Annotated in this window: 14 protein-coding genes; 3 read left to right on the forward strand and 11 right to left on the reverse strand. The window is 48.6% G+C overall.

The window, feature by feature from the left end:
* Positions 1–74: 74 nt before the first annotated feature.
* Positions 75–776 carry a Crp/Fnr family transcriptional regulator gene (locus QUW60_RS00955; protein ID WP_258336895.1) on the forward strand — a complete coding sequence of 234 codons (702 nt, stop codon included), beginning with the start codon at positions 75–77 and terminating at the stop codon, positions 774–776.
* 136 nt (positions 777–912) lie between these two features.
* Here the strand turns inward: QUW60_RS00955 and QUW60_RS00960 are convergent, their stop codons facing one another.
* The 9 genes from QUW60_RS00960 to QUW60_RS01000 all read right to left on the reverse strand — a co-directional run bounded on the left by QUW60_RS00960 (position 913) and on the right by QUW60_RS01000 (position 9,865).
* Positions 913–1,170 carry a TIGR03905 family TSCPD domain-containing protein gene (locus QUW60_RS00960; RefSeq protein ID WP_289558128.1) on the reverse strand — a complete coding sequence of 86 codons (258 nt, stop codon included), beginning with the start codon at positions 1,168–1,170 and terminating at the stop codon, positions 913–915.
* A 123-nt stretch (positions 1,171–1,293) separates the two neighbouring features.
* On the reverse strand, positions 1,294–2,031 hold the full coding sequence (locus QUW60_RS00965) for a YebC/PmpR family DNA-binding transcriptional regulator (RefSeq protein WP_289558129.1): 738 nt from the start codon (positions 2,029–2,031) through the stop codon (positions 1,294–1,296).
* A 68-nt stretch (positions 2,032–2,099) separates the two neighbouring features.
* A complete protein-coding gene (pheT, locus tag QUW60_RS00970; protein WP_289558130.1) occupies positions 2,100–4,562 on the reverse strand; it encodes a phenylalanine--tRNA ligase subunit beta in 2,463 nt (820 codons plus the stop codon).
* 411 nt (positions 4,563–4,973) lie between these two features.
* Positions 4,974–5,186 carry a winged helix-turn-helix domain-containing protein gene (locus QUW60_RS00975; RefSeq protein ID WP_258336899.1) on the reverse strand — a complete coding sequence of 71 codons (213 nt, stop codon included), beginning with the start codon at positions 5,184–5,186 and terminating at the stop codon, positions 4,974–4,976.
* Between the two features lie 11 nt (positions 5,187–5,197).
* Positions 5,198–5,728 (reverse strand): helix-turn-helix domain-containing protein, encoded by a 531-nt coding sequence (locus QUW60_RS00980; protein ID WP_289558131.1) that lies wholly within the window; start codon positions 5,726–5,728, stop codon positions 5,198–5,200.
* Positions 5,729–5,762: 34 nt separating this feature from the next.
* Positions 5,763–7,382 (reverse strand): hypothetical protein, encoded by a 1,620-nt coding sequence (locus QUW60_RS00985; protein ID WP_289558132.1) that lies wholly within the window; start codon positions 7,380–7,382, stop codon positions 5,763–5,765.
* 19 nt (positions 7,383–7,401) lie between these two features.
* The gene (locus tag QUW60_RS00990; protein ID WP_434736824.1) at positions 7,402–8,469 is read right to left on the reverse strand and encodes an HlyD family secretion protein; all 1,068 of its coding nucleotides are present in this window, start codon (positions 8,467–8,469) and stop codon (positions 7,402–7,404) included.
* 51 nt (positions 8,470–8,520) lie between these two features.
* Positions 8,521–9,342: a TolC family protein gene (locus tag QUW60_RS00995; RefSeq protein ID WP_289558134.1), complete on the reverse strand. Its 822-nt coding sequence runs from the start codon at positions 9,340–9,342 to the stop codon at positions 8,521–8,523.
* On the reverse strand, positions 9,317–9,865 hold the full coding sequence (locus QUW60_RS01000; RefSeq protein WP_289558135.1) for a TolC family protein: 549 nt from the start codon (positions 9,863–9,865) through the stop codon (positions 9,317–9,319). The genes QUW60_RS00995 and QUW60_RS01000 overlap by 26 nt, the downstream gene beginning before the upstream one ends.
* A 175-nt stretch (positions 9,866–10,040) precedes the next feature.
* Between QUW60_RS01000 and QUW60_RS01005 the strand changes: the two genes are divergently transcribed.
* Together QUW60_RS01005 and QUW60_RS01010 are read left to right on the forward strand one after the other, a co-directional pair.
* Positions 10,041–10,877, forward strand: coding sequence for a helix-turn-helix domain-containing protein (locus QUW60_RS01005; protein ID WP_289558136.1), 837 nt, complete (start codon positions 10,041–10,043; stop codon positions 10,875–10,877).
* Between the two features lie 198 nt (positions 10,878–11,075).
* Positions 11,076–11,945 carry an arginase family protein gene (locus QUW60_RS01010; RefSeq protein ID WP_289558137.1) on the forward strand — a complete coding sequence of 290 codons (870 nt, stop codon included), beginning with the start codon at positions 11,076–11,078 and terminating at the stop codon, positions 11,943–11,945.
* 53 nt (positions 11,946–11,998) lie between these two features.
* On the opposite strand, the gene galK is transcribed toward QUW60_RS01010, so the two are convergent.
* Together galK and QUW60_RS01020 are read right to left on the reverse strand one after the other, a co-directional pair.
* On the reverse strand, positions 11,999–13,153 hold the full coding sequence (gene galK, locus QUW60_RS01015) for a galactokinase (RefSeq protein WP_258336906.1): 1,155 nt from the start codon (positions 13,151–13,153) through the stop codon (positions 11,999–12,001).
* An 88-nt stretch (positions 13,154–13,241) separates the two neighbouring features.
* Positions 13,242–14,552, reverse strand: coding sequence for an MFS transporter (locus QUW60_RS01020; RefSeq protein WP_289558138.1), 1,311 nt, complete (start codon positions 14,550–14,552; stop codon positions 13,242–13,244).
* Positions 14,553–14,602 lie beyond the last annotated feature (50 nt).

Genomic DNA, 14,602 nt, shown 5'->3' on the forward strand with positions numbered 1-14,602 from the left:
TTACAATGAAAAAAGAATATTTTAAAGATATTCTTACTACCTTTGTGCCATATAACATGGTTTTGTAACATCTTATGGTAAAAAAGGAACTAACAGAAACTGAAATTGCCGAAAGCATACCCGATTTATGGCAACCTTTGACGCAAGCTCAAAAAGAGTTGCTCGCAAAGAACTTTACAATTCAAAAATACAAAAAAAACGAAACGATTTATTGCGAGGGGGAAACGCCGGAAAACTTGATGTGCCTGCTGAGCGGAAAAGTAAAAATATACAAAGACGGAGTAGGCGGGAGAAGCCAGATTATCCGCGTCATCAAGAACAAGGAGTATTTCGCCTATCGGGCGTATTTTGCCAAAGAAAATTTCGTAACTGCCGCGGCTGCATTCGAGCCGTGCACCATCTGTCTGATTCCTATGCCTGTCATTGTCGAACTCATACTCGACAATGCCCAGCTGGCCATGTTCTTCATCAAACAACTGTCGAAAGATTTGGGCATTTCTGACGAACGGACAGTCAACCTTACCCAAAAACACATTCGCGGACGTCTGGCTGAATCGCTGCTGTTCCTGAAAGAAACATACGGTGTAGAAGAAGACCAATGCACGCTCAGCATCTACCTCTCAAGAGAAGATCTCGCCAACCTGTCGAACATGACAACGTCCAACGCCATACGCACCTTGTCGAACTTTGCGTCGGAAAAGCTCATCACCATCGACGGCCGTAAAATAAAAATCATCGATGAAGAAAAGCTGAAAAAAATAAGCAAGATCGGCTGATACATCCTTCTTCAGACAAACCATCAGAACACATAAAAACGAACGCAAAGGCACAAAGCCGCAGGAAACGCAAACAAGCTGTTCCAGTAAAAATACGCCGAACTTTGTGCCCTTGTGTCCGAAAGCCTCACCTGCGTCACCGGCCTTCGTCCAATGCACACTGGCGCAAAGCCTTGCAAAGCTGGTCGGGGCATGAAGTTTCTTTGTTTCCGCAACGAATCCCATCCAGGCGCCTGACCACTTCATCTACAGGCATCCCTTTGACCAGCTCACTTATTCCTTTCAGATTTCCATTGCAGCCTCCCGTATAACGGACATCCTTCACGATGCCGTTTTCTACTTCCACATCAATGCATGTGCTGCAAGTTCCCTGAGTTTTATAGCTTATCTTCATCTCTGCCAATTATACGATTCAACATTTGTCTTTGCCAATCACGAACCGGAATATGACAAAAGCTGCTTCAAATCATTTTCACGCATTTGAAACAGCTCCTGCCTATCGGTTATCCAACAAAAATCACTCTTCGTCTTCTTCCGGCTTCATGTTTGTATAAACAGTCTGCACATCATCAAACTCTTCCAGGCGTTCAACCATCTTATTGATTGTTTCGCGCTGTTCCGGAGTCACATCTTTCTGGTCATTGGGAATGTACGTAAACTCACCGCCGACATCCTCAAAACCGCTTTCCTCGAGATGCTTCTGTATGGCAGCATAACTCTTCGGATCGCCGTAGATCGTGATAGTGCCTTCTTCCGGATCCTCGTCATATTCATCCTCAACGCCGTAATCGATCAGGTCCAGAATCAGTTCTTCCATATCAATGCCTTCCTTCTTCTTGAAAGTGAACACACACTTATGGTCGAACAGGAAAGCCAAAGAACCTGTGGTACCCAGGTTTCCGCCGAACTTGTTGAATACAGAACGCACATCGGCAACCGTACGTGTCGTGTTGTCTGTCAGCGTATCAACAAACACAGCCACACCGTGAGGGCCGTACCCTTCGTAAGTCATTCCTTTGTATTCGCTCTGATCCTTGCCCATCGCATTCTTGATGGCACGCTCAATGTTGTCCTTCGGCATATTCTCGCGCTTGCAAGTGGCGATAACCGAACGCAAAGTCGGATTGTTTTCCGGTTCCGGTCCTCCAGCCTTCACTGCAATAGCGATTTGCTTGCCCAGACGAGTAAATGTTTTGGCCATGTGGCCCCATCTTTTCAGTTTTGTAGCTTTTCTATATTCAAACGCTCTTCCCATTGGATTTTATTTTTTATTATTTTTTGAAGTTATAGTTTCTTCCGGTTGTTTCAGCTGCGGGCCACCGTTTATCTCAGTTTGGCATCCAGCTTATTTTCAAGATTCTGAACCAGTTTCTGCATGAACTTGTCGATCTGCTTGTCGTTCAGAGTCGCATTTTCGTCCTGAAGCACGAAACTTACGGCATAGCTCTTCTTGCCCGCTTCCAGATTCTTGCCCTCATAAACGTCAAACAGTTCCACGCTCTTCAGCAGCTTCCTGTCGGTTTCGTAAGCAATCTTCTCGATCTCCGCAAATTGCGTTTTCTTGTCGATCAGCAGGGCCAGGTCACGTTTCACGGCCGGGAATTTGGATATTTCCTTATAAGCAACCGCATTGTTTCTGACAGCCTTCATCAGTTCCGTCCAGTTCAGGTCGGCATAATATACTTCGTTGTCGATGTCGAACTTCTTCTGTATCTTCTTGTGGAGCACGCCCAGCGTAGCGAGCAGCTTTCCTCCGCGCGTATGCACGGACAAGGCAGCCGAATAGATATCATCCGCCAGATTGCCGAACACCACAGTTCCGAAGTTTACACCCAAACGGCGGAAGATGTTCAGCACATAAGCCTTCAGTTCGTATACTGAAGAATCTTCGTCCGGATGAGCCCACGAATTGCTAACCCGCTTGCCGGTCACCCACAGGCCGAGATGGAATTCTTCAGAATAAGGAGCCAATGCCTTTTCAGAATTCCTTTTCTCTGCATGATAATGGTAGCAGTTTCCAAACTCGAAGAACTTCAGGTCCGCATTCTTGCGGTTCGCGTTATGGCAGATGCTTTCCAGTCCGCCGAAAAGAAGGGTAGCGCGCAGCACGTTCAGGTCATTGCTCAGCGGATTCATCACATGAACCAGGTTTTCCGGACTGTAAGTTTCCAGACCCTCATAATAAGCGGAAGCCGTCAGCGAGTTGTTCAGAATCTCATTGAAGCCGCAACCGACAAGCTGTTCCGAAATCAGGTTCTGCAGCTTGTTTGACTTGTCGTATTCGCCTTTTACGTTCAGGCTCGACTTCAACGCAGTCGGAATCTCCACGTTGTTATATCCATAGATACGCAGAATATCTTCAACCACATCGCAAGGGCGGTTTACGTCTACACGGTAAGGAGGAACCAACAACGACAAGCCCTCTTCCGTTTCCCCGGCAATTTTCATCTCAAGGCTCGATACGATACGTTTGACCGTATCTTTCGGAATATCTTTACCGATCAACCCGTTTACATAGGCATATGTCAGCTCTACGGGGAAGTCGGCAATCGGAGCCGGATAATTGTCCTTGATTTCAGAGGCGATTTCTCCTCCCGCCAGTTCTTTCACCAGCAGAGCTGCCTCCTTCAGGGCATAAATCGTGGCGTTAGGATCGATGCCGCGCTCAAAGCGGAACGAAGAGTCGGTGCTCAGTCCATGACGGCGGGCGGTCTTACGCACCCAGGTAGGATGGAAATAGGCACTTTCGAGGAACACATCTTTAGTCTGTTCGGTCGTGCCCGAATCCAGTCCGCCGAAAACTCCGGCGATGCACATCGGCTCTTCCGCGTTGCATATCATCAGGTCACGGTCGGAAAGCGTCCGCTCCACCTCGTCCAGCGTAACGAACTTGGTTCCTTGGGGAACGGTCTTGACAACAATCTTGCCGCCTTTTATCTTGTCGGCGTCAAAACAGTGCATCGGCTGTCCGTAGGCATGCAGAATATAGTTTGTGATGTCCACAATGTTGTTGATCGGACGCAAACCGATTGTACGCAATTTCGTCTGCAGCCACTCCGGACTTTCCTTCACCGTAACGTTTTTAATGGCGACTCCGGCATATCTCGGACAGGCTTCGGCATTTTCTACAACAATGTCGATATCCATGTCATGGCTGTCTACCTTGAAGGTATCCACCGACGGGCGTTTCAACGTAGCCTGACGCCCGTTCTGAATCAGCCAGGCATACAGGTCGCGGGCCACGCCGTAATGCGAGCAGGCATCGGCACGGTTCGGCGTGATATCCACCTCCAGCACGTAGTCGCTTTTTATGTTATAGTAATCTTTGGCCGGCGTTCCCGGAACAACGTCTTCCGGAAGCACGATGATACCTTCGTGGCTCGTGCCCACTCCTATTTCATCCTCGGCACAGATCATTCCGTTTGACTCCACGCCGCGCAGCTTGGACTTTTTGATGGTGAAGCATTCATCGCCGTCGTAAAGCTTGGTCCCGATTGTAGCAACGACAACCTTCTGTCCGGCAGCCACATTCGCAGCTCCGCACACGATCTGGACAGGCTCTCCCCCACCCAGGTTAACGGTTGTAATGTGCATGTGGTCAGAATTGGGATGCGGCACACAAGTCAGAACTTCTCCGACCACAAGGCCCTCCAGACCTCCTTTTATTGATTGTATTTCTTCTACCCCGCCGGTTTCCAGACCGATGGATGTAAGAGCGGCTGCCACTTCATCGGGAGTCAGGTCAAAATCGACGTACTCTTTCAGCCAATTATAAGAAATGTTCATATCTGTAACGTTTTATATAATTCACGATTGATGCGCAAAGTTACAATATTTCTCCGGAATAAACGAAAAAAACGCACAAATTGAAGCAGGCAAATTAAAGCGGACTGAAACCGCTGACATTCAACAGATCCGATTTCGCAGAAGAGTGCAGGCTGCTTTACGGGCAGACAAACTTAAAACGTCCGGTACAATTATCTGTCTTCAGCTTGAAGACATGCATCTTCAGGCTGAAGATTTGCATCTCCAGGCTAAAGATATAAATCTCCAGTCTGGAGATAAGGAATCGGTCCCCACAAAGGCATATTCCGGACACGGCAGCCCGCAAGAAACGGCACAAAAGCAGACACAATGCTTCATGCCGCTTGCCGCAATGCCGCACTGCGCCTTGCCTCCGAATCAGGCAACAGCTTTTCAGTAGTATGTTTCGTGATACGTGCCGAAGTGCAAGATTCCGTTCCGATAAGAAACGGTTATTTTGTCTTCACGGGCCAGCCAGCCGACAGCACACGCCAGTTCGAGCGGATTCAAGCCCGTATGCCTCAGAAGTTCTTCCCAAGAAAACGTATTGTCATGCAGTGTACGCCATACAATACCTGCATTTTCTCCAATCGTACTTTTATCCATAAGCTATGCTATCAAAAAGATCCTACATTGCAGTGCACCATGCGATAGATTCTGGGCGACATGCCTTTATGCGCCTTAAAGAATTTGCCGAAGTTCGAAAGGTTCGAGAATCCCAATTCGTAGACAATTTCTTTGATGGAAGCCCGGGTATGACAGAGCATGTATTCTATTTCCCTTACGGTCGTTTCGTTTATCCACTCTGTCGGTGTTTTTCCGCTCGTCTTCTTGACGATGCAGCACAAGTATTTGGGAGTGATACACAACCGTGAGGCATAGAACGCCACGCTGCGTCTTTTCCCGTGATGGGCAAACAGCAAATCCATGAAGCGTTCATACAGAACGTCACCGCTGGACTTATAACAGTATGTCCCTTCGTCCAGATGATTCAGGCGCATCAGTATGCGGTTTTCTTTCGCCAAGGCTTCAACGACAGAAAACAATTCGATGGCTTCCATCCCGGTCGTTTCTTTCAGACCATAAAAATCAATGTTCCCTTCGCTTTTCTGTATCGCATCGAGAACCGTCTGTTTCTTCTGTTCCATTTTTTTATATGATTGATTGTCCATACACTGTAGTTTATGTTCTTTCTTTTTGGTGATAAGACATCAGCAGCCCCGCAAAGGTGCTGCCCAAACAAATCCATATCGTAGATCCGGTGATGTCTTTCATAGCCACCAGCGTGGCTTGCAGCGAAACCTGCCCCTTCATCAGAACGGATGCCAGGCGGGAAGCTTCTACCTCGTCTTTCCCTTGCTGTTTCCCCAAACGGGATGCCTGCATGAACCGGGCAGCGAACTGCGGACTATCGCTCCGGACATCCTGTGCCAGGCGAGTGATATAGTGCTGCTGCCGTTCCTGAAGCCAGTTGCCATACACAGAAGTTCCGACAGCTGGAGCTGCCACATTGCGTACCGCCACCATCAGAAACAGCCACGTAGCGAAATAGCGTACGGGCAGATGCTTCATGGCAAAAGCGCAGGTCACGGAATACAGCACAAGCATACCGGAGTAATGAAGCAGTGTCGGAGGTATGATATGTCCGTACACGCCCATCGTCTGGTAATGGAAATACATATACAGATTGGCACCCAGCATCAGCAGAAAACCTGCTGCATAGATGTAACGGAAATGCACGCCCCGGAACACGCATACCAGCGTAAAGACGAGTCCCGCCACGCAGCCCGGAATCGCCCAGCAGGAAACAGCGGCACTCCCCAGGTTGCCGGAAGCGGTAGACATTTTCAGATAGGCGGTAACGAACAGGGTGCTGCTGTTGACCAGCATCAGCAGGAGAAAAATGCCGATGCCGTACCACGTGTAACGGTAGCGGAAGATGCCCAGCTCCAGCACCCGTTTCTGACGCACAGCCGCAGAAAGCCACAAGAACGCACCTCCGCCGACAAGCATCACTGCCCATGCCACGCGCATCGACCGGTGATCGAACCAGTCATAGGTTTTTCCGAATACCATGATATAGCAGAACGCTCCCATCGCCACCGTCAGCAACAGAGCGTCCGGCAGCAAACGCCACGGCAAATGATAGCGGTGCGTAGGAGCCGGACAAAAGGTGAACGACACCAGAAATACGGCGGCCAGCATCATGCCTGCCACCAGCAGATAGGTGTACTCCCAGCGGAACTCGTATGCCATCCATGCCGACACGTAGTTGCTGAACTGCACGATGCAGAGGATGTAGCAGTAGAGCACAGGCATCAGCAACGTCCGGGCATGGTCGTTTTTAAAGGCGTTCTCCGGCGAATCCGGCTCATACAGAAACATGTCGAGTGTCTGTATGCCCAGCAGGTAAGGAGCTATGACAAAAGTGGTATTCAAAACCAGTGCCACGCGGATGAATCCTATCAGAAAACAGCACACCGCCAGCAGCGGAATGCTCTGGACAATGGCACACACTCCGTTGAGCAATGCCAGCAGGATGTATCCTCCCAAGTAGACGTGCTTCACGTTGCGTGCCTGCAAATAAGGCAGCATGAAAGGAAACACCATCGACATGCCGATGCTTGCACACAGGCTAAGGAACTGGAAATTCTCGGTCAGCACACCCATGCCGCCCGCCATTTCGTTTATGTTGCTCAGGTATGTTCCGCCCGAAAAAAACAGCGGAACAAACAACATCAGCAGCACAAGCACGCCGAGCGGCCTGGGCATCCAACCGTAAAAAGGATAATTTGTTTTCATAATCACAAAGCGAAAGAAGTCAGAGGTTTGCCTTCACCACACACATCATCCCGGCAGCCAGCCGTGCATTATCTTCATCGGAAATGTCCGTCAGTTCGATACGCACCGGAACACGCTGCTGGATTTTTACAAAGTTTCCCGCCGAGTTGTCCGTAGGAACCATCGAGTATTTTGAACCGGTGGCGGAACTGATGGCGGCGATACGTCCCTTAAATGTCTTTCCTTCGAAAGCATCTACCGCGACTTCCACTTCCTGTCCCACGGCCAACGAAGATATTTGGGTTTCCTTATAATTGGCAACCACCCATTTGCGGGTATCGGGAATAATGGAAGTGAGGGTCTGTCCGGCATTGACCAGCTGCCCCTCTTCGATGGAACGCCGCCCCAGACAGCCGTCGCAGGGAGCTGTCACCACCGTGTACGACAAGTTCAGCCCGGCCAGCTCCATTGCAGCTTCGGCGCGCTTGACGGCAGCTTCAGCATTTTCCTGACGCTGGTCCACTTCGGTTACGGACGAGCGGGCGGCTTCGCGCTGCCGCTTCAAGGCCGCCACACGGGCACGCGCCATTTCCAACTGCGTCTGATACTGTTCTACCGCGACGGGGGGCGCGGCGTTTTTCTCCAGCAGAGCACTGTATCTCTGGTAATCTTTTTCCAACTGCGCAACACGATATTGCGCCTCGGCAATGGAAGCGTCGTATGCAGAAGCTGAGCTGGAAGCCGTGTTCAATGTATTTGCCGCCACCTTGCGTCCGCTCCGCGCGTCCATCAAGGCTGCCTCCGCCTGTTTCAGGCGGATACGGTATTCATCGTCTTCCAGAACAACAAGGGTATCTCCCTTACACACATGCTGATGCTCGGTAAAGTAAATCTTCCTGATATACCCCGACACACGGATATTGACAGGCGAAAGATATTGTTCCACCTGAGCGTCGTCAGTTGTTTCGCTGGATTTATAATCTGCAAAAAGGGAGATGATTGTCCATAATCCCCAGGCCGCGAGGCAAAGTCCTGCAATGCCGGCCGCCTTTTTCATCGTGAATCTTTTTCCGGATTCTTGTTTTCGGGTATTCGCTGTTGTTTCCATATAAATCGTATCTATTTGTTTTGTTTTCAGAACATCCAATATTTTGCCGCCTCACCGGGTAAGACAGTCCAGACTTCCAGCGAGTTTCAGCAGGGCAAGCTGGGCCATGTTACACTGACAATGCGCCTGCACACAGGCCGACTGTGCGGCATGGAGCCGCATCTCGTCTTGCAGCAGTTCCGTCATGGACGCCACTCCTTCCCTGTATTTTTCTTTAGTAACGGCATATACATCTTCCGCCTGACGGTAACTGTCTTTTTGGGTGCGGAAAACCTCCAGGTTATGACGGAGCAGCCGCGATGCGTCAGCGTATTCCTTCTCCAGCTGCTTGCGCTGCATATCAAAGGAAGTTTCCGCCTGCTGCCTGTCGTACCGGTACTGGCGCACTTTCAGCCGTTTGTCATTGGCGTCGAATATTGGGATGTGCACCGACAGAGCAAGGTACGTGTTGCCGAACCAGTTGTGGGTTTCGCCCGACGTATGAAAATAATGGTGAAGCTTTTCCTGATAGCCTACTGCTCCCAACTGTCCGCCCAACGAGATGGAAGGGATATATCCGGCACGTACCGCCTTGATTTGCCGATCCGCCAGTTTTTGCCTGGCAGACAGCAACCGCAGTTCCGGCAGGGAACGGCTGATGCCCGCCGTATGAAGCAAGACCACCTCAGAAGGCATGGAACTGACCTCCAGCGGCGCCTCGGGAGGAAGGTCGAGCAGGAAACGGAGCAGATTCAATTGCTGTTCGTGAAGCGTAACGCACTGGTCGTGCTGCGCCGCAAGGCTTTTCAGACTGATTTGCACACGAGTCAAATCTACCTCCAGCACAACTCCGCCCTTATACAGTTCTTCAGCAATGGTGCAAAGCTTCTCCATCCGGCGGATATTTTCGTCCAGCAGATTTTGCTGTTCCAAGGAAGCTTGCGCCAAATAATAAACATTGCCAATCTTGTACGGTCAGGTCTTCCACGGCTTTCTCGTACGACAAGGTACTGATTTCCTGAACCGTACGGGCAACCTTCGCGGCTGAAAGCACCGTCTGGTTATAGAGAGGCATACCGAACTGAATCCCTGCTGTCATGGCATACTGCATACTCTGGATTTTCTGCCACGTCGGATCGTCGGGAAAATCATTGCCCAGCAGTGTGCCGGTGGTCACATTGGCAGGTTTCATCAGGTAGTCCGCCATTCGAAAATCAGCAGACAATACAGGGAGCAGCCGGGAACGGCTTTGGGTTAAAGCCGTTTTGCTTTTCAGCACAGACAACCGGCTGTTTTTCAACGAAAGGTTGTTGCGGATCCCTGTTTCCACACATTCTTTCAACAAATACGTCTTTGTCTGCCCGTAAACATCCGGCAAACAAAAGAACAAACATACCAATAAAAGCAGATACTTCATGACTTTACATTTTCTTGTTGTTTGCAGGCAAAGTTAGTCCGGTTTACAGCTGCAAGGAGGTGCAATTTATGGGAGCAATTGTGCAATTTCAACGATAAAAGAAAATATAAACGATGAAAAATAACGGATATATCAATCTTATTGGTTAATTTGCGTACAAATAAAAAAAATCGTCATGGAACAGACAGCCTATCAGATGCTGGACATAGGACAGCTTTTGGCAAATGATGCTACCGTATCGCAAAACAAATACGGCTTCTTCTTATGCCGGAAAGGAGAAGCCGACATACTGCTGGACAATCACAGCTTTCACATTGAAGCAGGCGTACTGTGCCTCTACACCCCTTATACATTTATACGCATCATACGCCATACGGATAATATCGAAGGATGCCTCATGGAAGGAGAGCTGGATACAATTCAGTCTGCCTTGTCAAACATACCCGCGGCAGAACGTTTCGCCATCCGCTCTCATCCCTGCGTGAAACTGGGAACGGCCGAATGTCAAAGGCTGGAGCAGGCTGTGGAGATGCTGACTGCACGCACCGAACTGCTTCGGAAAGCCGAGAAGCCGCGTTCTGTCCGATTGCTTCATACACTGGTGCAGGCTCTGCTGCAAGCCCTTTGCCTTGAGGTGCTCGAAATTTATTTCAACTGCACGACAATAGAAGAACTTCCCCAAAACCGTGAAGAAAAGATATTCAACCGCTTTCTTATGTCTGTCTTCCGCAACTGCAATGAAGAGCGTTCCGTAACCTTTTATGCAAGAGAGCAGCACCTCTCGCCCAACTATCTTTCCACAATTGTCAAAAATCAGTCAGGACGCACCGCTATTCAGTGGATAGAAACATTCACCCTGCTGCAAGCACAACACTACTTGCTGCAGACCAGACTCAGCATCAAGGAAATTGCCTATCAGCTGCACTTTCCCGACCAGTCGGTCTTCGGACGCTATTTCAAGAAACACTGCGGAGTTTCGCCAACCGATTACAGAAACAGAAAACGGATATGACAGACTGCCGACAGTCAGTGAAGTTAAGAAACAAAATCCTATCTTTGCATACATAATTCCACAAACACAAAGGAAAGCCGGCAGCATTAGAGCCTGTCCGTTTAAATGCCGCTCAGGTTATTGGAAAATTTAAAACAACGGCTCTTACGTAACAGAAAAATTTAAACCAACTAAGTTTGTATATAAAATAGTCAAAACATGAAAACAATCCGTCTGATCTATCCACAATGGCAAGGAGGAGATATCACCCGCTGGATTCCGGAAATAAGCGATCCCGGCCTTGCGGCACGCGGTTATTTTCTGGGTGCGCAGATATTGGATTTTCTCGTTCCAGGACAAAAACAAGAAACGTTTACCGTTCCCGTAACAACTGAACTCATTGAGCGAAAAGTGACAGAAGGCATAATGGACCGTGACATTATCTCCATACAGACACAGGCCGCTCTCGATATCCTGAACATTCAGAATCCCGACAAAATTGTCACACTTGGAGGAGAGTGCTCGGCAAGCGTTGTACCATTCACTTACCTGGCAAACAAATACCCCAACGACGTAGCCATGATCTGGATCGACGCACATCCCGACATCACACTCCCAGGGGACGCCTACTCGGGATACCATGCCATGGCCGTAACCGCATGCATGGGAATCGGTGACCGGAAAATTCTTTCCAGACTTCCGGCTCAGATAAGCCCGTCAAAAATCCTGTTTGTCGGACTCCGCGACTGGGAAAGGGACGAAATAAAAGAAAGACAAAAGCAATACGGCATCAAACACCTCACACCGGAAGAAACGAAAGAGAACAGCGATGAAATACGCAAATGGCTGAATGCGTGCAACGCATCCAAAATCGTCATCCATTTTGACATGGATGTGCTCGACCCGGCAGAAATTGTCGCGGCAGTAGGCATTATACCCGGCGGAATGAAAATGACGGAAGTGGTGCGCGTCATAAATGACATTGCGAAGGAAAAAGAAGTGGTCGGACTCACCGTAGCCGAACCCATGCCACGCACAGCCATACGCATCAAACAAATGCTCGAACAACTTCCGCTGATACAGGAATAAAAAAGAGGTGCGCCTTCACACCTGGCGCACCTCCACTAAAATTATGTTTACAATTAACAGAGTTTGCGAGAACCGTCGCTGATGACCACATCATAAACTTTCGGACTGCGGCCGAATTTTTCTTTATATCTTTCTTTAGCCGTAGAAATGAATGTTTCATACAGTTCGTTCTTCACGAGATTGATTGTACAACCACCGAAGCCGCCGCCCATTACGCGCGATCCGGTTACACCGCAATCAAAAGCAACATCATTCAAGAAGTCAAGTTCTTCACAGCTCACTTCATACAGTTTGCTCATGCCATGATGCGTTTCATACATTTTTTGTCCGACCGTTTCATAGTCGCCTCTTTCCAATGCATCACAAACATCGAGCACACGCTGAATTTCTTCAATCACATATTCAGCACGCATATAATCCTCTTCCGAGATCTGGGCTTTCACCTCATTCAGCATCTCCATGTTGCAATCTCTCAGATACTCTACATGCGGATGAATCTTCTGCACGGCAGCAACGACATTTTCACAGCTCTGACGGCGTTTGTTGTAGGCAGACGAAGCCAACTCATGTTTCACTACAGAGTCAACCAGAACCAAACGGTAGCCATCCGGTTTAAACGGGAAATACTGATATTCCAACGAACGGCAGTCCAAACGGATCAAATGGCCTTCCTTGCCGAATACAGAAGCAAACTGATCCATAATGCCACAGTTTACACCACAATAGTTATGCTCTGTAGCCTGTCCCACCTTAGCCAGTTCAAATTTATCAATCTTATTGTCACCGAACAGATCGTTCAAGGCATAAGCATAAGTCGATTCCAAAGCGGCAGACGAAGACATTCCCGCACCCAGAGGCACATCACCGGAGAATGCTGTATTGAATCCCTTCACATCTACTCCGCGCTTGATCATTTCACGGCACACGCCAAAGATGTAGCGTGCCCAGCTTGCGTTGGGAGCGTCTTCCTCATTCAGTCCGAACTCAACATAATCCTTCAGGTCGATTGAATAAGCACGAACTTTGTCTGTTCCGTTCGGCTTGATTTCAGCAACCATGCCTTTGTCCACTGCTCCCGGAAAAACGAAGCCACCGTTATAGTCAGTATGCTCACCAATCAGATTAATACGTCCCGGAGATGTGTATACTGAACCCGTCGTGCCGTCGAAATGTTTGATAAAACGACTTCTTACATATTCTATGTCCATAATGATAAAAAATTAAAGGTTAATATTTCATATAAAACAAAATGACGGAGTCCGGAATAACCGTCCGTCCCCCATCATTTCATATTTTTCAATCCACCGGTATGTCTTTGTTCACATTCTTGCATCCCACCAGTCCGTAGAACAACAAGTAAGCCAATGCAAAAATGATTACCCAATAGCTGTTCATGAAACCGGCCATATCAGCCAGCCATCCCTGAATGACAGGAAGTATACCGCCGCCGCAAACCAACACCATAAACACTCCGGAAGCTGCAGCAAGGTATTTGCCCAATCCTTCAACCGCAAGGTTGAATATTCCTCCCCACATGATGGAAGTACACAAGCCAACAAGCACCAGGAACATCGCGTTGATAGGAACTTCAGCCATACCGAACGACAAGCCTCCCGTTGAGCTTTGCTGCAACACCGGCAAATTCACCAATGAAGCGGTAGAAGAGAATATGGCAAGGAATACCAATATCAGACCTAATCCGGAAGTGAAGATCATCATAACGCGGCTCGACACCTTAGCTCCCAATGAAGCTCCCAGAAGACGGCCGACAAGCATCAGCAACCAATACGTGCCGACAACAAAACCGGATATTGTGGAACTGATTCCAGCTCCTCCTTTTTCTACAGGGTCCGTAAGGAACAGGTTCAATGTGCCCGGCACGCCAACTTCAATTCCGACATACACGAAGATGGCAATGGCACCCAGCACAAAATGACGGAATCTAAGCACTCCTTTTATCAGCACGCCGATAGGCTCGGATGATTCAGACGTCTTCGGTTCGGGAATCTTCACAAACAGAAGAACGAAGAAAGCAAACGCGAATACCGCCATCGCCGTATACATGACAGGGAAAATCTGAGAAATGGTAGCCTTTTCAACCGAACCGGCAATCAGAATACCTACGAACATCGGAGTGATGGTAGCCATTACAGAGTTGAACGATCCTCCGACCTGAATGAGCTGGTTACCCTTGTTTCCTTCACCGCCCAGTTTGTTCAGCATCGGATTTACAACCGTATTGAGCAAGCACATGGAAAATCCCGACACAAAAGCTCCTATCAAATAAACGGCAAAAGCGGAAGACGGGCTGGCATGTCCGGAAAGATACTGTATGCCCACACCGATAAAGCCGACGGCAACTGCAATGAGGGCGGTCTTCTTATACCCCACCTTTGTCAATAAAATACCGCTGGGGATTCCCATTACCGCATATGCAATGAAGTTACCTAAATTACCCAACATTCCAAGCGCGTTGGATACAGAAAACTGATTTTTCAATACGATTCCCATTGGGGCAGCAAGATTAGTAACAAATGCAATCATACCGAAAAGGAAAATCATAGTGACGATTGCGATGACCTTGCCATTTTGCTTTTGTTGATTCATGATTTGTTTAAGAATTTAAGTGTAATGAATTTTGTTTTATAATCAAAAGG

Origin of the sequence: Bacteroides gallinaceum (assembly GCF_030373775.1) — a bacterium.
GTDB classification, from domain to species: domain Bacteria; phylum Bacteroidota; class Bacteroidia; order Bacteroidales; family Bacteroidaceae; genus Phocaeicola; species Phocaeicola excrementipullorum.

Excerpts from the sequence above, each read along its gene's own strand:
- QUW60_RS01020 (WP_289558138.1), bottom strand. The coding sequence starts at position 14,552 with ATGAATCAACAAAAGCAAAATGGCAAGGTCATCGCAATCGTCACTATG.
- QUW60_RS00995 (WP_289558134.1), bottom strand. The coding sequence starts at position 9,342 with ATGGAGAAGCTTTGCACCATTGCTGAAGAACTGTATAAGGGCGGAGTT.
- QUW60_RS00985 (WP_289558132.1), bottom strand. The coding sequence starts at position 7,382 with ATGAAAACAAATTATCCTTTTTACGGTTGGATGCCCAGGCCGCTCGGC.
- QUW60_RS00965 (WP_289558129.1), bottom strand. The coding sequence starts at position 2,031 with ATGGGAAGAGCGTTTGAATATAGAAAAGCTACAAAACTGAAAAGATGG.
- QUW60_RS01010 (WP_289558137.1), top strand. The coding sequence starts at position 11,076 with ATGAAAACAATCCGTCTGATCTATCCACAATGGCAAGGAGGAGATATC.
- QUW60_RS01000 (WP_289558135.1), bottom strand. The coding sequence starts at position 9,865 with ATGAAGTATCTGCTTTTATTGGTATGTTTGTTCTTTTGTTTGCCGGAT.
- QUW60_RS01005 (WP_289558136.1), top strand. The coding sequence starts at position 10,041 with ATGGAACAGACAGCCTATCAGATGCTGGACATAGGACAGCTTTTGGCA.
- QUW60_RS00990 (WP_434736824.1), bottom strand. The coding sequence starts at position 8,469 with ATGGAAACAACAGCGAATACCCGAAAACAAGAATCCGGAAAAAGATTC.
- QUW60_RS00975 (WP_258336899.1), bottom strand. The coding sequence starts at position 5,186 with ATGGATAAAAGTACGATTGGAGAAAATGCAGGTATTGTATGGCGTACA.
- galK (WP_258336906.1), bottom strand. The coding sequence starts at position 13,153 with ATGGACATAGAATATGTAAGAAGTCGTTTTATCAAACATTTCGACGGC.
- QUW60_RS00955 (WP_258336895.1), top strand. The coding sequence starts at position 75 with ATGGTAAAAAAGGAACTAACAGAAACTGAAATTGCCGAAAGCATACCC.
- QUW60_RS00980 (WP_289558131.1), bottom strand. The coding sequence starts at position 5,728 with ATGGAACAGAAGAAACAGACGGTTCTCGATGCGATACAGAAAAGCGAA.
- pheT (WP_289558130.1), bottom strand. The coding sequence starts at position 4,562 with ATGAACATTTCTTATAATTGGCTGAAAGAGTACGTCGATTTTGACCTG.
- QUW60_RS00960 (WP_289558128.1), bottom strand. The coding sequence starts at position 1,170 with ATGAAGATAAGCTATAAAACTCAGGGAACTTGCAGCACATGCATTGAT.